This is a genomic window from Streptomyces sp. NPDC059567 (genome assembly GCF_042735655.1).
In the GTDB taxonomy this organism is placed as follows: domain Bacteria; phylum Actinomycetota; class Actinomycetes; order Streptomycetales; family Streptomycetaceae; genus Streptomyces.
Map to the genome: position 1 here is coordinate 18,362 of NZ_JBHWBS010000023.1, position 21,425 is coordinate 39,786.

Sequence of the window (21,425 nt, forward strand, 5' to 3'; positions counted from 1 at the left end):
AGCGAAACAGCGGGCCGGGCGCGCACCCGGTCGGCCCGCTCCGACCCCGGGGGTTCCGCACCGTGCGCACCAAGCTGTACGTCCTCCTCGTCGCGGCAGCCCTCGTGCTGCTCGGCGCGCCCGCCGCCCAAGCCGCCGAGAACGGCGAGTGGGCGGTCTACCCGGCCGCCTCCCAGCTCGGCAGCCGGCCGTACTTCTACCTCGCGGCCGACCCCGGCACGACCCTGACCGACCGGGTCACCGTCACCAACAAGACGGGCGCGCCGCTCACCTTCCGCATCTACGGGGCCGACGCCTACAACACCGAACGCGACGGCGGCTTCGCCGTCCGCACCAGCCAGGAGAAGCAGACCGGCGCCGGCGCCTGGATCACGCCCGAACGGACCCGCGTCACGGTCCCGCCCCGCTCCTCCGTCACCGTGCCCTACACCCTCGCCGTCCCCGAGGACGCCGAGCCCGGTGACCACCCCGGCGCCGTCGTCGCCCTCGACGAGCGCGTGGAGGCCGGCGGCAAGGGCTCCGTCGCGGTCGGCGTGCAGCGCGCCGTCGGAGCCAGGGTCTACCTCCGGGTCAACGGCCCCACCGTCCCGGCCCTCGCCGTCGAGGACGTCACCCTCGACCAGGACCGGCCGCTCGTCCCCGGCGCGGGCGCGAGCACCGCCCTCATCTCGTACACCCTGCACAACCGCGGCAACGTGACCCTCAACCCCAAGGTCGCCCTGCGCGCCGAGGGAGTCTTCGGCCGGACCCTGCTCGCCCGGGATCTGGCGAAGATCCCCTCCGAGCTGCTGCCCCGGCAGAAGATCCGGCTCACCGAGCGCTGGACGGGATCGCCGCAGTTCGACTGGGGCGAGGTGACCCTCACGGCCACCGCGAAGCACGTCCGGGAGTCCGGGCGCGCCTCCTTCCTCGCCCTGCCCTGGCTCGCCGCCGCGGCGGTGATCGCCGGAGGAGTGGCGGCGCTGATCGGGCTGCGGGTCAGGCGTCGCAGGGCCCCCGGCGGGCACTGAGTACGTGACGACGTCCCGCATCGGGGAGAATGGCCCCCATGAGCGCTCGCAATCAAGAATCCGAAGCCGTCCACCGGGCCGGCTTCGCCTGCTTCGTCGGCCGCCCCAACGCGGGCAAGTCCACCCTCACGAACGCTCTGGTCGGCCAGAAGGTGGCGATCACCTCCAACCGGCCCCAGACCACCCGGCACACCGTCCGCGGCATCGTGCACCGCCCGGACGCGCAGCTGATCCTGGTGGACACGCCCGGCCTCCACAAGCCGCGCACCCTCCTGGGCGAGCGCCTCAACGACGTCGTGCGCACGACGTGGGCCGAGGTCGACGTGATCGGCTTCTGCCTGCCGGCCGACCAGAAGCTCGGCCCCGGCGACCGCTTCATCGCCAAGGAGCTCGCCGGGATCAAGAAGACCCCGAAGGTCGCGATCATCACCAAGACCGACCTGGTCGACTCCAAGACGCTCGCCGAGCAGCTCATCGCCGTCGACCAGCTCGGCAAGGAGCTGGGCTTCGAGTGGCAGCAGATCGTCCCCGTCTCCGCGGTCGGCGACAAGCAGGTCCAGCTCGTCGCTGACCTGCTGATCCCGCTCCTGCCCGAGTCCCCGCCGCTCTACCCCGAGGGCGACCTCACGGACGAGCCGGAGCAGGTGATGGTCGCGGAGCTGATCCGCGAGGCCGCGCTGGAAGGCGTACGGGACGAACTGCCGCACTCGATCGCCGTCGTCGTCGAGGAGATGATCCCGCGCGAGGACCGCCCGGCGGACAAGCCGCTGCTCGACATCCACGCGAACGTCTACATCGAGCGCCCCAGCCAGAAGGGGATCATCATCGGCCCGAAGGGCAGCCGCCTGAAGGAGGTCGGGATGAAGTCCCGCAAGCACATCGAGGCGCTGCTGGGGACCCCGGTCTTCCTCGACCTCCACGTCAAGGTCGCCAAGGACTGGCAGCGGGACCCCAAGCAGCTCCGGAAGCTCGGCTTCTAGCGGCGACGCCGCTCCCGCCAACGCCGTTCGGTCGGAACGGCGTTGGCTTCCGCCTGCGTGCCCGGCGGCAACTGTTGTTGTTTGTTGTTTTCTCTTGTGCGGCTACGCGATCAATGCGCAGACTTTCCCCCACATTCACCCGTCGTTCGGGGTGGGCGTCCAGGCTTCGTGCCATCCGTGTCACTGCGGTGCGCGGACGAGTTCTCTCGTTGATTCGTGGAGGTCGTGCATGGTCAGGCGTCGTGAGCTGCTCGGGATGGTCGGCGCAACGGTCGGGGCGGGAGTGCTGGGGGCGGGGACCGCGCATGCCGCGTCCCAGGGCGGCGAGGATCGCCACCGGCCCTCGCACCGCACGCTCAGGGTCCTGCAGTTCAACATCTGGCTCGGCGGCAGCCGGGTCGAAGGCGGCCGCGCGGGCATAGCCGACACCATCGCCGCGGTCGAGCCGGACGTGGTCATGCTCAGCGAGTCGAATCCGGAGCGCGTGGCCAACCTGCTCTCCGGGAAGACACCCCCCTAGGCCCCTTCCTTCAGGACCCTCGCGATCAGCGCGCGCTGCGAGTCCGTCAGGCGGGGGTCGCCGCAGCGGACCGTCTCGCCGTCGACCGTGATCTCGTACGAGAAGCCGTCCGGCACACCTCTGACGTCGCCGTCGCCCTCCCGGAGGACGGCGACGGCCCGGGTGTGGCCGGGCCCCGCGGGGGGCCCGGGGGGGGGGTGCGACCCCGCCCGCCCGCCCACAGACCCCGCAACACCCCGGGGGGGGGCCGCCGGCGGCCCTCCGTCGAGAGTCGAGTCTGCCACCTCGACCCCCCCCCCCCCCCCCCCCCGGCCCCCCCCCCCCCCCCCCCCGCGGCCCCCCCCCCCGGCCAGGGTGTGCCAGTCCCCGGCGTCCGGCCGGCCGGACGTGTCCACCTCGGCCGACCGCTCGATGCCCGCGAAACCGCCGGTGCGCCGCACTCGAATACGCATACCGCAGGTCTATCAGTCCGTCGGTACGCCGACGGCCGCCCATGCCTTCAGCACGGCCTGGATCTCCTCCCCGTCCCCGTACCGCGCCTTCGCCGCCGCCACCGTGGCCGCCGCGAACTCGGAGAACCGGGTCTCGGGAGTGAGCACCCCACCCGTCATCACGTCGTACCAGATCTGGCCGGCCCGCTCCCACGCCTTGCCGCCCAGCTCGGTCGCCGCCAGGTAGAACGCGTGGTTCGGGATGCCCGAGTTGATGTGTACCCCGCCGTTGTCCCGGCTCGTGCGGACGTAGTCGTCCATGTGGCCCGGCTGCGGGTCCTTGCCGAGGACGTCGTCGTCGTACGCCGTGCCGGGCGCCTTCATCGAGCGCAGCGCCGTCCCCTCCACGTTCGGGTGGAAGAGGCCCTCGCCGATCAGCCAGTCGGCGTCCTGCGCGCTCTGGCCCAGCGTGTACTGCTTCACCAGGGAGCCGAAGACGTCCGAGACGGACTCGTTGAGCGCGCCGGACTGGCTGAAGTACTCCAGGTTCGCCGTGTACTGCGTGAAGCCGTGGGCCAGCTCGTGGCCGATCACGTCCACGGGGAGGGTGAAGTCGAGGAAGATCTCGTCGTCGCCGTCGCCGAACACCATCTGCTCGCCGTTCCAGAACGCGTTGCCGTAGTTCCGGTCGTAGTGGACCGTCGCCAGGAGCGGCAGCCCCGCGCCGTCGATCGAGTCCCGTTCGAAGGCCTTGAGGAAGAGGTCGAAGGTGGCGCCCAGGCCGGCGTACGCGCGGTTGACCGTGGCGTCCCCGGTGGCCTCCTGGCCCTCGCCGCGGACCTCGACACCCGGCAGCTCCGTGCCGCCCTGGGCGTCGTACACCGTGCGCCGTGGGCGGGCCGGCTCCGTGGGCGCCACGGCCGCGGCCGCGCCGGGCAGCGAGAGGACACGGCTGGTCCGGTTCATGGCGTCGGCGACCAGCGTGCGCCGGGCGACCGCCGCGACGGCCGGGTTCGTGGAGGCGGCGAGGTGCTCCAGAAGGTGGGGCGGCACGATCGTGCAGAAGACCGGGTGGGTGGGTACGTACGCGTGGGAGGTCATGCCAGCAATGTGGCACTGGGTCACGCCCCTGTCACTAGAGGCGACCATGATCCGCGAAATGGAGTGATTCGTCACCCTTTCGTATTGACGGGCCGGTCGTCCCGCATACTGAAACGGACGTCCGCCCTCGGCGGACCTGAGCTAGGCTGCGGCACATCATGCGTTTCGGGCTGCTTCTCCTTAGCTGCCGCGGCGAGGGCCTGTAGTCGTAGGCCGACCCCCTCCCCGCGGGATCTGGTGTTGCGTTCGACCAGTCGGCCTCCCCCAAGCTCTCGACTTCGCTCGAGCAGGGGGACCCCCACTCCCGCTGGACCCGAGGAGCCCTACGCAATGTCCCAGCCCGTTGGCCGCCCGACGCCCATCACCAACGCCACCCAGCTGCAGAAGCCGTCCGGGATGCCGATCCACAAGTACGGCCGGTACGAGGCCGTGCGGATCCCCGACCGCACCTGGCCCGAGCAGCGCATCACCAAGGCTCCCCGCTGGCTGTCGACCGATCTGCGCGACGGCAACCAGGCGCTGATCGACCCGATGAGCCCCGCCCGCAAGCGCGAGATGTTCGACCTGCTGGTGCGCATGGGCTACAAGGAGATCGAGGTCGGCTTCCCGTCCTCCGGCGAGACCGACTTCAACTTCGTGCGCTCCATCATCGAAGAGGGCGCGATCCCGGACGACGTCACCATCTCCGTACTGACCCAGGCCCGCGAGGACCTGATCGAGCGGACCGTGGAGTCCCTGGTCGGCGCCAAGCGCGCCACCGTCCACCTGTACAACGCCACCGCGCCCACCTTCCGCCGGGTCGTCTTCCGCGGCTCGAAGGAGGACATCAAGCAGATCGCCGTCGACGGCACGCGGCTGGTCATGGAGTACGCGGACAAGCTGCTGGGCGACGAGACGATCTTCGGCTACCAGTACAGCCCGGAGATCTTCACCGACACCGAGCTGGACTTCGCCCTGGAGGTCTGCGAGGCGGTCTGTGACGTCTGGCAGCCCGAGGAGGGCCGCGAGATCATCCTCAACCTGCCCGCCACCGTGGAGCGTTCGACGCCGTCCACGCACGCGGACCGGTTCGAGTGGATGTCCCGGAACCTGACCCGTCGCGCGTACGTCTGCCTGTCCGTCCACCCGCACAACGACCGCGGTACGGCGGTGGCTGCCGCCGAGCTGGCCATCATGGCCGGCGCCGACCGCATCGAGGGCTGTCTGTTCGGCCAGGGCGAGCGCACCGGCAACGTCGACCTGGTGACGCTGGGCATGAACCTGTTCTCGCAGGGCGTCGACCCGCAGATCGACTTCTCGCAGATCGACGAGATCCGTCGCACCTCCGAGTACTGCAACCAGATGGAGGTCCACCCGCGCCACCCCTACGCGGGCGACCTGGTCTACACCGCCTTCTCCGGCTCCCACCAGGACGCCATCAAGAAGGGCTTCGACGCCATGGAGGCCGACGCGGCCACCGCCGGCAAGACCGTGGACGACATCGAGTGGGCGGTGCCGTACCTGCCCATCGACCCGAAGGACGTCGGCCGCTCCTACGAAGCCGTGATCCGGGTCAACTCGCAGTCCGGCAAGGGCGGTATCGCGTACGTCCTGAAGAACGACCACAAGCTGGACCTGCCGCGCCGGATGCAGATCGAGTTCTCGAAGATCATCCAGCAGAAGACCGACACCGAGGGCGGCGAGGTCACCCCCGCCGCGATCTGGTCCGTCTTCCAGGACGAGTACCTGCCGAACCCGGACAACGCCTGGGGCCGTATCCAGCTGCGTTCCGGCCAGACCACCTCCGACACGGACGGCACGGACACGCTGACCGTCGAGGCGGTCGTGGACGGCGCCGACACCGTCCTGAGCGGCTCCGGCAACGGTCCGATCTCGGCCTTCTTCGCCGCCCTGCAGGCGATCGGCGTGGACGCCCGCCTGCTGGACTACCAGGAGCACACGATGAGCGAGGGCGCCTCCGCGCAGGCCGCCTCGTACATCGAGTGCGCGATCGACGGCAAGGTCCTGTGGGGCATCGGCATCGACGCCAACACCACCCGCGCCTCGCTGAAGGCCGTCATCTCGGCCGTCAACCGCGCCGCGCGCTGACCAGCCGCGTTCGTCCCCGTCACCCTTTCAGGTCGACTTGAGGGGTAGCGCCGCGAGGGGGCTCGTCCGATCGGGCGAGCCCTCTTCCGCATCTCCCGGCGGGTGTCGTGTCTCGGCCATGTCCGTGGCGTTCTGTGGACGAGGTGCTGACGCCGCATCACGGATGTGGTTAACATCACGCCCACGTCGGCAATGTTGCCGGTTCGTTAAGGGAGGTGCGGGATGCGGTCTGCCCGGGAGTCACGTAGTCGAAAAGTGGGCATCTGCGGCATTCGCACTTCTTGGAACACCGTAGGGGACGGCGAGTTCTTCTGCGAGGAGTGCGGCGGCGACCGCAACTACCGCCGCCGGACCGGCCGTCGACGCTTCGCCGTCCTGGGCGTTCCCGTGCTGCCCCGCGGCCACGCCGGACCGGTCGTCGAATGCGCCGCCTGCCACACCCACTTCGGCACCGACGTCCTCGACCACCCGACGACGAGCCGCTTCTCCGCGATGCTGCGGGACGCCGTCCACACCGTCGCCCTCGCCGTCCTCGCGGCCGGCGGGACCTCCTCCCGTACGGCCGTGGACACCGCGGTCGGGGCGGTCCGCGCCGCCGGATTCGACGAGTGCACCGCCATCCAGCTCACCGACCTCGTCGAGGCGCTGGCGGCCGACACCGGCCGCTTCCTGCCCGACGAGGGCAGCGGGGGCGCCGCCCTGGCCATCGAGCTCCACGAGGCCCTGGAGCCGCTCGCCCCGCACCTCGCCGCCTCCGGCCGCGAGTCGATCCTGCTCCAGGGCGCCAGGATCGCCCTCGCGGACGGGGCGTACAGCCCGGCCGAGCGGGACGTGCTCAACACGGTCGGCAACGCGCTGGCGCTCTGCGCCGACGACACCGCCCGGCTGCTCGCCACCGCGAGGACGCTGCTGTAGGCGCCCGAAGGGCTCCCAGGGCCTCCCAGGGCCTCACAGGGCCTCGTACGGCGCTCCTCGCGGCGCCTCACGGCGCGATGTTGTGGTTCAGGCGGAACAGATTGCCGGGGTCGTAGCGGCGCTTCACCGCCCGCAGGCGGTCGTAGTTCTGCCGGTAGTTCGCACGCACCCGGTCCTGGTCGTCGGTGTCCATGAAGTTGATGTACCCGGCCTCCTCGGTGTGCGGCCGCAGGTCCCGGTCGTACTCCCTGGTCCAGGCGATGTTCGCCTCGTTGTCCGCGGGGTCCGTGTGCGTCGTGCCGAACGCGGCCGAGAACGAGGCGTCGCGGTACGCGAACGCGGTGTCCTCGGGGCCGACGCGGTGGCATGCGCCGTCGATCGGGAAGATGGCCGTGTCGCTCTCCATCGAGGGAAGCGTCTCCCCGTAGCGCATGTGCACATCGATGGCGCCGTCGCTGAGATCGCGGCTGAAGTTCCCCTTCCAGTAGTGGTACAGCCCCGGCGGCAGCTCCTCGTCGAAGAGCGTGTTGACCACCGGATACGGCATCCGCTCCACGAACCTGCCGACGACGGGGCCCAGCTCGTCGAGGAGGCCGAGCACCTTCTCGTCCTCGCTCGCGGGGCCGCTGAAGCAGGTCACCAGGCCGCAGATCGGACGGCCGTGCCAGCGCTCCGGCAGGAACGGCATGTCCGGGCCCAGCATCATGACGAAGATCGCATTGAGCTCCTCGGGCGCGTCGGTGATCATGTCGCGCCAGCGCCGGGCCACCTCCGCGTCGAGCGGGAAGCAGACCACACCGCCGAGGACGTCGGAGACCGGGTGCAGTCGGTAGACGAGCGAGGTGACCACGCCGAAGTTGCCTCCGCCGCCGCGCAGCGCCCAGAACAGCTCCGGATGGCGCTCGGCGTCGCAGGTGACGAGGGTGCCCTCGGCGGTGACGACATCGGCCTGTACGAGGTTGTCGCAGCTCAGACCGTAACGGCGGGCCAGATTGCCCATCCCGCCGCCGAGAGTGAGCCCGGCGATGCCGGTGGTGGAGACGACCCCGCCGGTCGTGGCCAGGCCGAAGGCGTGCGTGGCGTGGTTGAAGTCGCCCCAGGTGCAGCCGCCCTCGGCGCGGGCGGTACGGGTCTCGGGGTCCACGCGGACCGAGCGCAGCCGGGACAGGTCGACGACGAGTCCGTCGTCGACGGTGCCGTACCCGGCGACGGCGTGGCTGCCACCACGGACCGCGAGCGGCAGCCCGTTGTCGCGGGCGAAGAGGACACCGGCGATCACGTCCCCGGCGTCCACGGCGCGGACCACGACGGCCGGGTGGCGGTCGTGGATGGCGTTGTAGACACGGCGCGCCTCGTCGTACGACGGATCGCCGGGGACGACCACATCGCCACGGACGGCGCCGCGCAGGGTGTCGAGCGAAGCATCTGTGCTGAGCGTCGTGGTGTTCATGAACCCGTTCTAGGCCGCGAGCGCGCCCCCGGGCATCGCCCGAACCACCCACATCGGACCACCGGCCCGGCATGGGCGGAACAGCCTATGCGGGGCGGTGGGGGAGAGCCGCCTATGCCAGGCGGTGGGAGTAGGCGTAGGCCGTGGCCGCGGTGCGGGAGGTCACGCCCAGTTTGGCGAAGATGTTGTTCAGGTGCCGGGCGACCGTGTGTTCGCTGATCACCAGGGCCTGAGCGATGTCCCTGTTGGTGCCGCCCTCGGCGACCAGCCGCAGCACCTCCGCCTCCCGGCCGGTCAGACCGCCGGGCAGCGGGCGGTGGCGCCCCGACAGCAGGGCCGCCGCGCGCCGGGCGTCGGGCATGGCGCCGAGCCGCTCGAACGCCGCACGGGCGGCCGCCAGCTCCAGTCGCGCCGCCTCCTCGTCACCCGCGGCCCGGTCGGCGGCCGCGAGCAGCATCCGTACCTGCGCGGCCTCGTACGGCACGCGCAGCGCCAGCCAGCCCGCCAGCGCGCGGCGCAGCGGCCGCAGGGCCGACTCGTTCCTGGCCAGCGCGAGGGCGCCGGATGCGGTGTCGGCCATGGCGCTCAGGAGCGGTGCCTCGGCGGCGAGCGCCGCCAGCTCCGCGACTGCCTCCGCGGCGGTGTCCGGGTCCCCGACGGCCAGCGCGACCTCCGTCTGCGCCGCGAGCAGCCGGGCCTTGCCGAGGAGATCGTGACTCGGGTCGCTCTGACAGGCCAGGGCCAGCTTCAGGCCCGTCACGGCGGCGTCGGCCTTGCCCTGGGCGAGCCGCAGCAGAGCGAGACCCGGCTGCGGGATCCGGCCGAGCTCATGGGCGTGCCCGTACGAGACGGCGGCCTCGTCGAGCCGCCCCTGACGGCGCCGGATCTCCCCGGCCGCGTAGTACGCCCCGGCGGCGATGTCCAGGCTGTCCACCGCCACCTCGGAACACACCCGCTCGGCCTCGGCCTCGGCGAGCGTCCAGGCACCGAGCAGATCGAGCACCTCGACGTGATGGATCCGGCACAGTCCGCGGAAGGGGTTGTCGGGGGTCCCTGGGGAGCCGGCGGCCGGCTCGGGGGCGGCGGGCTCGGCGGCGGCTCCCTCGTCCTCGCCGCCCGGGCCCGGCGGGCGGACGTGCTGGGACCAGGGGACCTCGCACCAGACCATCGCCGCGTCCGTCCACTCCACCGCGCGGCCGAAGTCCGCCGCCTCCATGCACTGCGTCAGCGCCAGACAGAAGAGCCAGCCCGTGAACATGCCGCTCAGCTCGCCCGCCGTGACCGAACACATCGCGTCGTCGAGGAGGGCCAGGCCCTCCTCCCGGCGGCCGTTCGCCAGCAGAATCGCCGCGTGGGCCTGGCGGCTCAGGGCGATCAGGTCCGGGCTGCCGGAGTCACGGGCGAGGAGCTCCATGCGCCGCGCCGCGGCGAGCGCCGCTTCCGGGTCGTGGTGCTCCTGCGCCTCCTCCGCGTCCGTCCAGGCGAGGAAGCACTGCTCGGGACAGTCCGGTACGTCCTCCAGGTGGTGCCGGGAACGGTGCAGCCAGCCCGCGGCTGCCGCGGGTCGCCCCAGGCAGCGGTACTCGAAGTGCAGCCACCAGGCCACCTGGCCCGCCCCGCGGTGGTCGCCCGCCGCCACGTACCCGGCATGGGCCCGCAGCCGCGCCGCGACCGACTCGTCCACGTGCCCCGCCCACCAGGCGGCGTCCGCGAGGAGGTCCAAGTCGTCCGGGCCCAGCGCGACGGAGGGGTGCAGGTCGGCCTCGCGCAGCAGGACGTACACCTCGGCCCACGACTCCCGGGCCGCCGCGTCCCGCGCCCGCTCGACGACGGGGGCCTCTTCGACGGGGACGGCCATCGCCGCTCACTTCCCTTCCCGGCGCTGCCGGTCCTTCCAGGGTATGAGCGCGTGGCGCGTACGGCACACGAGCGCGTGGCGCGTACGGCCGCCCGTACTCCCGCGGGAGTAACCGGGCCCCCGTACCGCCCCGGGCAGTAGCCCCCAACTCGGCCTTCGGCGCGACGAATCCGCGTTCGGGCGGCGGGAATCTGGGATCGACCCGAACGACCCGATCCGACCGACTCGGTCCGATCGGCCCAGATGACCGCACCGACCGGAGGGAGCCCCCGCCATGGAGGGCCGTAAGAGGACCATCGGCTGGGGGGTGCTGGCCCTGTGGGCGATCCTGATCGCCCTCGCCGCACCCCTCGCAGGAAAGCTCGGCGACGTACAGCGCGACCGCGCCGTCGACTACCTGCCCGCGAGCGCCGACTCGACCCAGGTCGCGAAGATCACCGAGCAGTTGCCCGGCGGAGACTCCACCGACCTCGTGCTCGTCTACCACCGCGACGGAGGACTGACCGCCGCCGACAAGGCCACCGCCGCCCGGGAGGTGGCGCAGGTCGCCGCCGAGCACCCGCTCACCGCGCCCCCGCGACCCGTTCCCTCCGAGGACGGCACCACCCTCTTGTACGCCGTGTCCAGTACCGAGCCCGGTACGGACGAAACGGCCAGGGACGCCTTCGTCCTCGACATCCGCGAGACGGTCAGCGGCGAGGTCGGCGGACCCGGCGCCCTCGCGACCGACGCGAGCGAGGTCTACAACTCCCTCGACGGCCCGCTGCTCTACACGACCGTCGCCGTCGTCGCCATCCTGCTGATCATCATCTACCGCAGCCCCTTCCTCTGGCTCGTCCCCCTGGTCGTCGCCGGCGTCGCCGACTACCTCTCCATGGCCGTCACCTACGTCCTGCACCAGGGCTTCGACATCAGCGTCTCCGGTCAGAGCACCGGCGTCATGACGATCCTCGTCTTCGGCGCGGGCACCGACTACGCCCTCCTCCTCGTCTCCCGCTACCGCGAGGAACTGCGCCGCACCCCCCGTCCGTACGACGCCATGGTCACCGCCCTGCGCGGCTGCGGGCCCGCCGTCCTCGCCTCCTCCGGCACCGTCGCCCTCGGGATGCTCTGCCTGCTCGCCGCCGACATGAACAGCAGTCGGGGCATGGGCCCCACGGCCGCCGTCGGGGTGCTCTGCGCCCTCGTCGCGATGATGACGCTGCTCCCCGCTCTGCTCGTCGTCCTCGGCCGACGGGTGTTCTGGCCGCTGATCCCGGCGTACGGAAGCGAGCCGAAGGCCGCGCGCCGTTCCCTCTTCGCGGCCATGGGCTCCTCGGCCGGCCGCCGTCCGCTCGCCGTCCTCGTCGCGGGCGGCGCCGCACTGGCCGCGCTCGCGCTCGGTGCGCTGAACCTGCCCGGAGCCCTCAAGCAGGAGGACTCCTTCACCTCCACCCCGGAGGCGGTCGCCGCGATGAAGACGCTCGCCGTCGCGTACCCGGAGATGGGGACCCAGCCCATCACCGTCGTCGCCCCGACCGCCTCGGTCCCCGGGGCGCTGCGGACCGCCCTCGCGACCGACGGCGTCGCGAAGGCCGAACGCGGCCGCAGCGGCAACGGCTGGACGGAGATCTCCGTCGTCGCCTCCGACCCGCCGCAGTCGGCGGCCGAGACCACGACCATCAAGGAGCTGCGGACCGCGCTCGGCGACGGCGTGTACGTCGGCGGGCCCAGCGCCGAGCAGCTCGACATGACAGAGACCAACGCCGGCGACCGGAACATCGTCGTCCCGCTCGTCATCGTCGTCGTCCTGCTCGTCCTGATCGTGCTGCTGCGCAGCCTCGTCGCACCGCTGATCCTGGTCGCCGCCGTCGTCGCCGTCTGGGGCGCCGCCCTCGGCATCGGCGGACTCGTCTTCGAGCCCCTCTTCGGCTTCGAGGGGACCGACCCGGGCCTGGCACTGCTCTCCTTCGTCTTCCTCGTCGCCCTCGGCGTCGACTACGGCATCTTCCTGATGCACCGGATGCGCGAGGAGTGCCTGAACGGCGCGGAGCCGGGCGCCGCGGCGCTGACGGCCCTGCGCACGACCGGCGGGGTGATCGCCTCAGCGGGGCTCGTCCTCGCCGCCACCTTCGCGGTCCTCGTCAACATGCCCATGGTGCAACTGGCGGAGCTGGGCTTCGTGATCGCGGTCGGCGTCCTGCTCGACACCTTCCTGGTCCGTACGTACCTCGTCACGAGCGCGAGCGTGCTGCTCGGCCGGAAGGTGTGGTGGCCGGGACCGCTGGCCAAGAAGCCCGCCTCGAAGGGTGGTTCGGCGACGGACGGTTCGTCGACGGGCGATTCGTCAACGGGCGGTTCAGGGTCCGAGCGGCAGCCCGTACGGGTGTGATCAGGGGCGGGTGGGGGGCTCCCCGGACTGTCAGGAGCCCCCGCCCGCAGGGAGGATGAACCTCATGGACTTCGCAGCGGCCTTGACCCGTGACCCGCAGGCGGCGCCGTACCCGGTGCGGTGCGACGCGACGGCCGCCGCGGTCTTCGCGGTGCTCGCGGTGGTGATCGCGCTCACCGTCGACGACGGCCGCCGGCCGGACCTGCTCGGCTGGGCGCTGCTGCTCGCCGCGCACATCCCGCTGGCGTGGCGGCGCAAGGCGCCGATGCCGGTGCTGCTCGCCGTCGTCGCCTGCGTCGCCCCGTATCACGCACTCGACTACATGCATCTGGCGCCGATACCGGCCTCGATGACCGCGCTGTACACGGTCGCGGCCACCGGCCGTCCGAAGCGCACCCTGATCGTGGGACTGTCGGTCACGTCCGTCACGCTCACCATGCAGCTCTTCGTGAACCCGCACGAGATCGTGGAGTTGCTGCGGGTCTCCGGCTGGGTGATCGCGATGCTGGTCTTCGGCGCGAGCATCCGGCTCTACCGGCAGCTGGTGGCGGGGCTGGTCGAGCGGGCGGAGCGCGAGGCGGAGCGGAAGGTCGCCGAGGAGCGGCTGCGCATAGCCCGGGACCTGCACGACCTCCTCGCGCACTCGATCACCCTGATCGGTGTGCAGACGTCGGTCGCCGCGCACGTCCTGGTCGCCGACCCGGACCGGCTCGACCGGGAGGCGCTCGCCCGGGCGCTCGACAGGATAGCCGAGACGTGCCGGGAGGCCCGCTCCGAGGTGCGGACCACCCTGGACGTGCTGCGGGCGGCCCCGGAGGGCCCGCTGCCGGATCTCGCCTCGCTGCCCGATCTCGTACGGTCCTCGGGCGCGGACCTGACGATACGGACGGGGGAGGCGAAGGTCCCTGCGGCGGTGGGGGCGGCGGCGTACCGGATCGTGCAGGAGTCCCTGACCAATGCCGTACGGCACGGGGGTGCGGACGCGGAGGTGCGGGTCGATGTCGGCCTGGCGGACGAGGTGTTGACGGTACGGGTGACCAATGGCGGGGCATCGGCGGGGGGTTCGGGCAGCTCGGGTGACTCCGGAGGTTCGGGCGGCTCCGGTGGCTCGGGGTACGGGATCCTCGGGATGCGGGAGCGGGCGAAGAGTGTGGGAGGGACACTGAGCGCGGGCCCGCGCGCCGGCGGGGGCTTCGAGGTCGCGGCGGCGCTGCCGCTCGCGGCGAGGGGGTGACAGCGTGATCCGGGTGCTGCTCGCGGACGACCAGACGCTCGTCCGGGCGTCGTTCGCGATGCTCGTCGACTCGGCGTCCGACATGGAGGTCGTGGGCCAGGCGGCCAACGGCAAGGAGGCGGTGGAGCTGGCCCGTTCGGCGCGGGCGGACCTGGTGGTGATGGACGTCCGGATGCCCGAGCTCGACGGGATCGGGGCGACGCGGCTGATCGCCGCGGACGAGGACCTGGCCGGGGTGAAGGTGCTGGTCCTGACGACGTACGACACGGACGAGCACATCGTGGAGGCGCTGCGGGCGGGTGCCTCGGGCTTCGTGGTCAAGGACATCCGCCCCGCCGAGCTCCTGGCGGCGATCCGCACGGTGGCGGCGGGGGAGTCCCTGCTCTCCCCGGGCCCGACGGCCCGGCTGATAGCCAGGGTCCTCGCGACCCCGGACACGCCGGTGACGGGAGGGCCGGAAGGCCTGTCGGACCGCGAGCGCCAGGTGCTCGCGCTGGTGGCCAGGGGCATGAACAACACGGAGATCGCGGAGGCGTTGGGGCTCTCGCCCCTCACAGCGAAGACCCATGTCAGCAGGATCATGGGCAAGCTCGGGGCGCGGGACCGGGCCCAGCTGGTCATCGTGGCGTACGAGTCCGGACTGGTCGCGCCGGGCCGTTGAAAACGGGCCGGGCCCCCGCCGGTGTGTGACCGGTGGGGGCCCGGGAGGCCAGGCTGTGGCGTCTGGCTTCGGCGTCTGGCTTCGGCGTCAGGCTTCGGCGGCCTGGCTTCGGCGTCAGGCCGGCTCGACGCCGCTCGCGCGGAGCATGTCCTCGCGCTCGACGATCTTCACGCGCTCGCGGCCCTGCGGCTCGCCCAGCGCCTTCTCGGCGGCGTCGAGGGCGTACCAGCCCTCCCACGTCGTGTACGTGATGCCCTTGCCCTCGAGGAAGGACACGACCGCGTCCGTCTCGGGGGTCTCGGGAGTGAGCAGCCGGCCGTTGGCGAAGTCGTCGAGCAGGTTCGCGACCGTCTCGTTGGCGTCGCCCTTGGTGTGGCCGATGAGGCCGACCGGGCCGCGGCGGATCCAGCCGGTGACGTACGTGGAGGCGAGGTGCTCGCCGCCCTCCTCGATCACGCGACCGCCCTCGTCCGGGACGGTGCCGGAGGCGGTGTCCCAGGGGAGCTTGGGCAGCTCGTCGGAGAGGTAGCCGACGGCGCGGTAGACGGCCTGGACGTCCCAGTCCGTGGTCTGGCCGGTGCCCTTCACATTGCCGGTGCCGTCCAGCTCGGTGCGCTCGGTACGGAGGCCGACGACCTGGCCGTCCTCGCCGAGGATCTCGACGGGGGACTCGAAGAAGTGCAGGAAGAGCTTGTGCGGGCGCTCGCCGATGTCGCGGATCGCCCAGTTCTCCAGGGTCTTCGCGACCATGTCGGTCTGCTTGTTCTTGCGCCGCTCGGCGATCGAGCCCTCGTCGTAGTCGATGTCCTCGGGGTTGACGATGACCTCGATGGTGGGGGAGTGGTCCAGCTCGCGCAGCTCCATGGGGCTGAACTTGGCCTGGGCCGGGCCGCGGCGGCCGAAGACATGGATCTCCACGGCCTTGTTGGCCTTGAGACCGTCGTAGACGTTCGGCGGGATCTCGGTCGGCAGCAGCTCGTCCGCGGTCTTGGCGAGGATGCGGGCGATGTCGAGGGCCACGTTGCCCACGCCGAGGACGGCGACCTTCTCGGCCTCCAGCTCCCAGGTGCGCGGGACGTCCGGGTGGCCGTCGTACCAGGAGGCGAAGTCGGCGGCGCCGAACGAGCCGTCCAGCTCGACACCGGGGATCTTCAGCTCGCGGTCGGCCATGGCGCCGGTCGAGAAGACCACGGCGTCGTAGAAGGCGCGCAGGTCGTCGAGGTGCACGTCGGTGCCGTAGTCGACATTGCCGAAGAGGCGGACCTGCGGCTTGTCGAGGACCTGGTGGAGCGCGGTGATGATGCCCTTGATGCGCGGGTGGTCGGGGGCCACGCCGTAGCGGATGAGGCCGAAGGGCGCCGGCATCCGCTCGAAGATGTCGATGGACACGCCCGGCTCGGCGGCGGCCTCGGACTTCAGCAGCGCGTCAGCGGCATAGATCCCGGCGGGGCCGGCGCCGACGATCGCGACCCGGAGAGGGCGGGGCATGTCAGGTTCCCTTCGCAAGCGACGCGGCGACGATAGCCGTCGCCACTTAGGTCACCCTAAATAACGCCTCGCGCGGAGTGGTACCCGCCCCCCGTCTATGGCCCCATAAGCTGAACTTATGACTTCTCAAAGGGGGAGCTAGACCGCTCCTTCGGAGAAGGAACCACCGGTGACGGCGTCGACGGTCAGGAAGACGAGCATGGCCACGCCGTTCAGGGCGCAGAAGAGAATGAAGAGCCCCAGGGCGAAGTTCGAGCGCCGCAGGAGCGGCGCCTGGGGCACAAGCGCGTCCGACGGGTCGCGGGGGTCGTAGCCGGCCCGGATGAACGGCTCGGAGCCCCAGTGCTTGAGGGGGCGGGTCGTGCCGGTGTTGTCCGTGTACAGATACACACCCGGTGCGTCGGCCGGCGTCGCGAAGACCATGACGCCGTGCCTGAGCAGCCGCCTTTCGCGGAGCCACCTTCCGACCGCGTACGCGCCGACGCCGAGCCCCGCCGTCGTGATGCCGCCGACCGGCACGAGGCCGATGATGATCGCCGCCTGTCCCGCGACCGCGACGACCACGCACAGGGCGACGACCGTGACCAGGCAGCCGATCACCAGCCACTTGATCCGCCGCAGGAACCTCTGGTGCCAGGTGCGGGAGAGGGACCGCACGACGGTGTAGTAGGTGCCGTCGATGTCGTCCGTCGGGCCGGGCAGCAGCGCGTTCAGGCCATCGGCGAAGACGACGGCGGCGGCCTCGCTCACGTCCTCGATCCGGTACGTGACCGGTGTGGCCCCCGTCTTGGCCCGCAGTTCGAGCGTGACGCTCCGCCCCTCGGCATGGACCTGGGAGACCGATCCGGGGAGGAACGTCACCACCTCGCCGGGGCGCTCCAGGACGAGCCCCTGATCCTCGGCGTACAGGACGGAGCCGCCGCGGCCTTGGAGGACGGGTATGGAGGAAGTGATCGACATGACGCGTGATCTTAAGGGCGTGTGATGGATTGGTGAAGGCGTTGCGTGGGCGGGTCTGGAGGGGGCTGCGGGTTTGGGGTTCTGAGGGGCCTGGCGGGGTGGCTCTTGTGGTTTTCGGGTTTCTGAGGGTGTTGGTGCGAGGGCGGCCGAGCCAGAAGCTCGCTGGGGCGTTCAAGTCAGGGCCCCGTTCCCGGGAGGGCGGCCGCGACTGAAGCCCCCTGAAACGGTCCTTGAGGTCGCCATGGGCGTGATCGAATGAGCCGTTGCGATTCCGGGGGAGTGCGTGGTCGCTCGATGAGAAGAACTGGTCGCGATGGTGGTGGCGGCGGCGACCTGGGGCAGTCTCGGGCTCGTCGAGGGCGCTTGCGTACGAGGGCCCCGGGGCGGCTGTTCCCCGGCGGACGGTCATCGGCTGCGCTGGTGGGTGATGTTCGCGTCGTATCTGCCGACGTTCTTCCTCGTCGGCACCGGACTCACCGCGAACCGCTGGCCCCCTGCGGTGGGCGTCGCCGTCGGGGGCGTGGTCGGCGCTGCGTATGCGCTGACCCAGGGGCGTACGACGGCGTACGTGATCACGGCGATCGTCCTTCTCGCACTCGCGGTGCTCGCGCCGGCGCAGACCTGGCGCCGTAAGCGGAGGGCCGTCAGCCCTTCAGGCCGCTGACGAACGCCGCCCAGGCGGCGGCCGGGACGATGAGGGTGGGACCGGCGGGGTCCTTGCTGTCCCGGACGGGGACGACCCCGGGGACGTCGTCGAGGACCTCGACGCAGTTGCCGCCGTCGCCGTCGCTGTGCGTGCTTTTACGCCAGGCGGCACCGACGAAGTCGTACGAGACCTCGACGCAGTCGCCGCCGTGGCCGTCGCTGTAGGCGCTCTTGAACCAACGAGCATGGCTCAGGTCGTACTTGTGCATCGTCTGTAATCCTTAGCCGCCGACTCGATCAGGGCTCGGGACGCCTCCGGTGACAGCGCGGCGGCCCTCAGTAGATCGTAGGAGGCGCTGGCTCGTCGTACCACCGCTGGATCGTCCAGCAGGTTCCCGGAATACCAGCCCTCTGTATAGGCCGTTGGCGGCGCGTCCTTGAACTGCATGAGTTTCAGCATCCCGGCCATCTCGGGATACGCCCCGGCCACGTACGGGATCACCTGGATCAGCGCCTTCCTCTCGGAAGCGACAGCCGTGATGTGCTCAAGCTGCTCCGCCATGGCGGCCGCCCCGCCGACCGGAGTGCGCAGTACGTTCTCATGCAGGATGACCCAGAACGCCGGACGATTGCGGCCCTTGAGGATGTCTGCGCGATCCATCCGGGCGTCGACCTTCTGCTCGATGAACTGCTCGGGCTTCAGAGGGTTGCTGGCCAGCGTGACTGCTCGTGCGTACGAGGCGGTCTGCAGCAGGCCGGGAATCAGCGTGGATGCGAACTCGCACAGCTCCGTTGTGACCTTCTCCAGCTCCGCGACCGCCGCAAAGTAGTCCGCGTACGGCGACTTGTCGATGAGCATCTGGCACAGCCGCTCGAAAAAACCATCGGTTTGTAGCGCCTCGTCGATCCTCTGTGCCACATCCAACTGGGGTTTTCTAATCGCCTGTTCGAACTGGCCTATGTATCCACCGGAAACGAACACCCGCCTCCCCAGTTCCCCCTGTGTCATTCCCGAGGGTTCCCGCCGCCGCTTCAGCTCCGCACCGAAGAACTCCCACGCGTCCTGTCGCGTTCCCTTGGCCATGGATTAACTCCCTCGTCCTACCGAGCGGTTGTAGGACCTGCGCATCTGCCGATTCTACGGATCCGGCACCACCCTGGATGCGGTAAGCGGGAAATTGATTCGGAAAGGGTTGCGTTGGTGAAGGAAGAACACGAGCGACCGACAACGGGGACCGTTCAAGAGGCTCAGGAGGTGGCAGGGGAATTGCGCGACGCACTCGCGAGGGTCGGAATCGTCCTGCCCTCGCTCGGGCTCGACGTTCTCACCCTCGCCGCCGATCCCCCTCGGCCGCTCATCGAATTGGGACGCTGCACGGTGGAGACGGCGCGCCGGCTGGCCGCCGTCGTACTGCCGGGGGAAGAAGGGGGCCGGTCGTGAAACTGCCCATCGGGTCGTACGTCGTCGACATCCGTACCGGGAAGGTCGGCACGGTCATGGGGCACGAGGGCCCGTACGTCCAGCTGCGGCCGCTCGGCGGCGGGCGGGAGTGGGACGCGGAGCCGGACCGGGTGCGGGCCGCCACCGCCGCCGAGCGGCTGCGCGCGGCCACGGCGCACGCGAACGCGCGGAGCCGGGGCGAGGTGCCGTGAAGAGGGCGCCGTGTGGCGGGGGCGAGGCCCCCGCCCCACGGCGGGTGCCTCGGTCCTCGTAGGAGTGGGTCGGGACGCGGCCCTCCACCAGGGTGTCGTCCTTGCGGTAGCCCGCTCGGGGTCGTGAAGTCCGGGTGGCAGTTCAGCGTCATCAGGGTGCCGGCTGGAGACTCAGGATCGGCGCGCTCCGGGTTGGTGCCCAGCACCTCGTTGATCCCCGTGCCCTGGCTCGTACCGTCGCCGTTTCCGCCTCCGCGGCCGGTCGGCGTGGTCAGGGTCGGCAGGGCCGGCGCGGTGGCGGCGACGAGCGCTGTGAGGCGCATGAGTTCGGTGACCCCCGTGGGAACGATCAAGGACGCGGCGACTCTGGATTTGCTGCCGTGCACATGGCAAACGACCGCCTCTCGTATAGGCGAGAATGGCCGCATGAGTCTGTTCCGCGACGACGGCATCGTGCTGCGCACCCAGAAGCTGGGTGAAGCGGACCGCATCATCACGCTCCTCACGCGCGGTCACGGCCGCGTACGCGCCGTAGCGCGCGGGGTCCGGCGGACCAAGTCGAAGTTCGGGGCCAGGCTCGAACCCTTCTCCCATGTCGACGTGCAGTTCTTCGCTCGCGGGAGTGATCTCGTCGGGCGCGGGCTTCCGCTCTGTACGCAGAGCGAGACCATCGCCGCGTACGGCGGCGGGATCGTCACCGACTACGCCCGCTACACCGCCGGGACGGCGATGCTGGAGACGGCGGAGCGGTTCACGGACAACGAGGGCGAGCCGGCCGTGCAGCAGTACCTGCTGCTCGTCGGCGGTCTGCGGACGCTCGCCCGGGGCGAGCACGCGCCGCATCTCATCCTCGATGCCTTCCTCCTGCGCTCCCTCGCCGTCAACGGCTACGCGCCGAGCTTCGAGGACTGCGCGAAATGCGGACTTCACGGGCCGAACCGGTTCTTTTCGGTCGCGGCGGGCGGGGTCATATGCGGCGACTGCCGGGTGCCGGGCAGCGTCGTACCCTCTCCGGAGGCCATCGGCCTGCTCAGCGCGCTGCTCACCGGCGACTGGGCGACGGCGGACGCGTGCGAGCCGCGTCACGTCAGGGAGGGAAGCGGGCTGGTGTCCGCCTACCTCCACTGGCACCTGGAGCGCGGCCTGCGCTCCCTGCGGTATGTAGAGAAGAGCTAGGAGATCCATCGCCATGGCCATCGCACGACGCGGAATCCTCGGACGGCAGCGCCGGGAGTACAAGGTCCCCGAGCCGCACCCCTCCGGTGCCCGTCCGCCGAAGCTCCCCGCCGAGCTGGTGCCGAACCACGTGGCCTGCGTGATGGACGGCAACGGCCGCTGGGCCCAGGAGCGCGGCCTGCCGCGCACCGAGGGGCACAAGGTCGGCGAGGGCGTGGTCCTCGACGTGCTCAAGGGCTGCCTGGAGATGGGCGTCAAGAACCTCTCCCTCTACGCCTTCTCCACCGAGAACTGGAAGCGCTCCCCCGAGGAGGTCCGCTTCCTCATGAACTTCAACCGGGACGTCATCCGGCGCCGGCGCGACGAGATGGACGAGCTGGGCATCCGTATCCGCTGGGTCGGCCGGATGCCGAAGATGTGGAAGTCGGTCGTCCAGGAGCTCCAGGTCGCCCAGGAGCAGACCGTCGGCAACGACGCGATGACGCTGTACTTCTGTGTGAACTACGGCGGCCGCGCCGAGGTCGCCGACGCCGCGAAGAAGATCGCGGAGGACGTGGCGGCGGGGAAGCTCGACCCGTCGAAGGTCAACGAGAAGACCTTCCAGAAGTACCTCTACTACCCGGACATGCCGGACGTCGACCTGTTCCTGCGCCCCAGTGGTGAGCAGCGCACCTCGAACTACCTGATCTGGCAGAGCAGTTACGCCGAGATGATCTTCCAGGACGTGCTGTGGCCGGACTTCGACCGCCGTGACCTGTGGCGTGCCTGCGTCGAGTACGCCTCCCGCGACCGCCGCTTCGGCGGCGTGGACCCGGCGGACATGGCCGTGCTCGACAAGGGCTGAGGGACGGACAGGGCCTGAGGGACGGACGAGGCCCGAGCCG

Annotated in this window: 21 protein-coding genes; 13 read left to right on the forward strand and 8 right to left on the reverse strand. The window is 70.9% G+C overall.

The window, feature by feature from the left end; all coding sequences use genetic code 11:
- Positions 1–62: 62 nt before the first annotated feature.
- The 3 genes from ACFVZW_RS13615 to ACFVZW_RS13625 all read left to right on the forward strand — a co-directional run bounded on the left by ACFVZW_RS13615 (position 63) and on the right by ACFVZW_RS13625 (position 2,510).
- Positions 63–1,010: a WxL protein peptidoglycan domain-containing protein gene (locus tag ACFVZW_RS13615; RefSeq protein ID WP_384520497.1), complete on the forward strand. Its 948-nt coding sequence runs from the start codon at positions 63–65 to the stop codon at positions 1,008–1,010.
- 29 nt (positions 1,011–1,039) lie between these two features.
- On the forward strand, positions 1,040–1,990 hold the full coding sequence (gene era / locus ACFVZW_RS13620; RefSeq protein ID WP_384520498.1) for a GTPase Era: 951 nt from the start codon (positions 1,040–1,042) through the stop codon (positions 1,988–1,990).
- Between the two features lie 229 nt (positions 1,991–2,219).
- Positions 2,220–2,510 carry a hypothetical protein gene (locus ACFVZW_RS13625; RefSeq protein WP_384520499.1) on the forward strand — a complete coding sequence of 97 codons (291 nt, stop codon included), beginning with the start codon at positions 2,220–2,222 and terminating at the stop codon, positions 2,508–2,510.
- Here the strand turns inward: ACFVZW_RS13625 and ACFVZW_RS13630 are convergent.
- Entirely contained in the window at positions 2,507–2,794 is a 288-nt protein-coding gene (locus ACFVZW_RS13630; protein WP_384520590.1) for a hypothetical protein, read from the reverse strand. The two genes, ACFVZW_RS13625 and ACFVZW_RS13630, sit on opposite strands and share 4 nt — an antisense overlap.
- Positions 2,795–2,974: 180 nt before the next feature.
- A complete protein-coding gene (locus ACFVZW_RS13635; RefSeq protein ID WP_384520501.1) occupies positions 2,975–4,042 on the reverse strand; it encodes a M4 family metallopeptidase in 1,068 nt (355 codons plus the stop codon).
- Positions 4,043–4,372: 330 nt separating this feature from the next.
- On the opposite strand from ACFVZW_RS13635, the gene leuA reads away from it, so the two are divergent.
- Positions 4,373–6,130: a 2-isopropylmalate synthase gene (gene leuA / locus ACFVZW_RS13640; RefSeq protein WP_384520502.1), complete on the forward strand. Its 1,758-nt coding sequence runs from the start codon at positions 4,373–4,375 to the stop codon at positions 6,128–6,130.
- A gap of 222 nt (positions 6,131–6,352) precedes the next feature.
- A complete protein-coding gene (locus ACFVZW_RS13645; RefSeq protein ID WP_329120750.1) occupies positions 6,353–7,045 on the forward strand; it encodes a TerB family tellurite resistance protein in 693 nt (230 codons plus the stop codon).
- A 67-nt stretch (positions 7,046–7,112) separates the two neighbouring features.
- Here the strand turns inward: ACFVZW_RS13645 and ACFVZW_RS13650 are convergent, their stop codons facing one another.
- Both ACFVZW_RS13650 and ACFVZW_RS13655 read right to left on the reverse strand, forming a co-directional pair.
- Positions 7,113–8,495: an FAD-binding oxidoreductase gene (locus ACFVZW_RS13650; RefSeq protein ID WP_384520504.1), complete on the reverse strand. Its 1,383-nt coding sequence runs from the start codon at positions 8,493–8,495 to the stop codon at positions 7,113–7,115.
- A gap of 112 nt (positions 8,496–8,607) precedes the next feature.
- On the reverse strand, positions 8,608–10,353 hold the full coding sequence (locus tag ACFVZW_RS13655; RefSeq protein ID WP_384520506.1) for a response regulator transcription factor: 1,746 nt from the start codon (positions 10,351–10,353) through the stop codon (positions 8,608–8,610).
- 274 nt (positions 10,354–10,627) lie between these two features.
- On the opposite strand from ACFVZW_RS13655, the gene ACFVZW_RS13660 reads away from it, so the two are divergent.
- The 3 genes from ACFVZW_RS13660 (at position 10,628) to ACFVZW_RS13670 (ending at position 14,619) form a co-directional block, all read left to right on the forward strand.
- Complete coding sequence (locus ACFVZW_RS13660) at positions 10,628–12,724, forward strand: MMPL family transporter (protein ID WP_384520508.1); 2,097 nt, start codon at positions 10,628–10,630, stop codon at positions 12,722–12,724.
- A gap of 64 nt (positions 12,725–12,788) precedes the next feature.
- A complete protein-coding gene (locus ACFVZW_RS13665) occupies positions 12,789–13,958 on the forward strand; it encodes a sensor histidine kinase (RefSeq protein ID WP_384520510.1) in 1,170 nt (389 codons plus the stop codon).
- Positions 13,959–13,962: 4 nt separating this feature from the next.
- Entirely contained in the window at positions 13,963–14,619 is a 657-nt protein-coding gene (locus ACFVZW_RS13670) for a response regulator (protein ID WP_384520512.1), read from the forward strand.
- A 114-nt stretch (positions 14,620–14,733) separates the two neighbouring features.
- On the opposite strand, the gene ACFVZW_RS13675 is transcribed toward ACFVZW_RS13670, so the two are convergent.
- Together ACFVZW_RS13675 and ACFVZW_RS13680 are read right to left on the reverse strand one after the other, a co-directional pair.
- Positions 14,734–16,107 carry an FAD-dependent oxidoreductase gene (locus ACFVZW_RS13675; protein WP_384520513.1) on the reverse strand — a complete coding sequence of 458 codons (1,374 nt, stop codon included), beginning with the start codon at positions 16,105–16,107 and terminating at the stop codon, positions 14,734–14,736.
- 138 nt (positions 16,108–16,245) lie between these two features.
- Positions 16,246–17,067 (reverse strand): hypothetical protein, encoded by an 822-nt coding sequence (locus ACFVZW_RS13680; RefSeq protein WP_384520515.1) that lies wholly within the window; start codon positions 17,065–17,067, stop codon positions 16,246–16,248.
- Positions 17,068–17,380: 313 nt separating this feature from the next.
- On the opposite strand from ACFVZW_RS13680, the gene ACFVZW_RS13685 reads away from it, so the two are divergent.
- Positions 17,381–17,731: a hypothetical protein gene (locus ACFVZW_RS13685; RefSeq protein WP_384520517.1), complete on the forward strand. Its 351-nt coding sequence runs from the start codon at positions 17,381–17,383 to the stop codon at positions 17,729–17,731.
- On the opposite strand, the gene ACFVZW_RS13690 is transcribed toward ACFVZW_RS13685, so the two are convergent.
- Positions 17,712–17,981: a DUF397 domain-containing protein gene (locus ACFVZW_RS13690; protein WP_384520518.1), complete on the reverse strand. Its 270-nt coding sequence runs from the start codon at positions 17,979–17,981 to the stop codon at positions 17,712–17,714. The genes ACFVZW_RS13685 and ACFVZW_RS13690 overlap by 20 nt on opposite strands.
- Positions 17,963–18,796 (reverse strand): Scr1 family TA system antitoxin-like transcriptional regulator, encoded by an 834-nt coding sequence (locus ACFVZW_RS13695; protein ID WP_384520520.1) that lies wholly within the window; start codon positions 18,794–18,796, stop codon positions 17,963–17,965. Before ACFVZW_RS13695 ends, ACFVZW_RS13690 begins: the two co-directional genes overlap by 19 nt.
- 171 nt (positions 18,797–18,967) lie before the next feature.
- On the opposite strand from ACFVZW_RS13695, the gene ACFVZW_RS13700 reads away from it, so the two are divergent.
- The 4 genes from ACFVZW_RS13700 to ACFVZW_RS13715 all read left to right on the forward strand — a co-directional run bounded on the left by ACFVZW_RS13700 (position 18,968) and on the right by ACFVZW_RS13715 (position 21,385).
- Positions 18,968–19,153, forward strand: a complete 186-nt coding sequence (locus ACFVZW_RS13700) for a hypothetical protein (protein ID WP_384520522.1) — start codon at positions 18,968–18,970, stop codon at positions 19,151–19,153.
- Positions 19,150–19,365 (forward strand): hypothetical protein, encoded by a 216-nt coding sequence (locus ACFVZW_RS13705; protein ID WP_383562527.1) that lies wholly within the window; start codon positions 19,150–19,152, stop codon positions 19,363–19,365. The genes ACFVZW_RS13700 and ACFVZW_RS13705 overlap by 4 nt, the downstream gene beginning before the upstream one ends.
- Before the next feature lie 426 nt (positions 19,366–19,791).
- Positions 19,792–20,541, forward strand: coding sequence for a DNA repair protein RecO (recO, locus tag ACFVZW_RS13710; RefSeq protein ID WP_352187931.1), 750 nt, complete (start codon positions 19,792–19,794; stop codon positions 20,539–20,541).
- Positions 20,542–20,560: 19 nt separating this feature from the next.
- Positions 20,561–21,385, forward strand: coding sequence for an isoprenyl transferase (locus tag ACFVZW_RS13715; protein ID WP_384520592.1), 825 nt, complete (start codon positions 20,561–20,563; stop codon positions 21,383–21,385).
- Positions 21,386–21,425 lie beyond the last annotated feature (40 nt).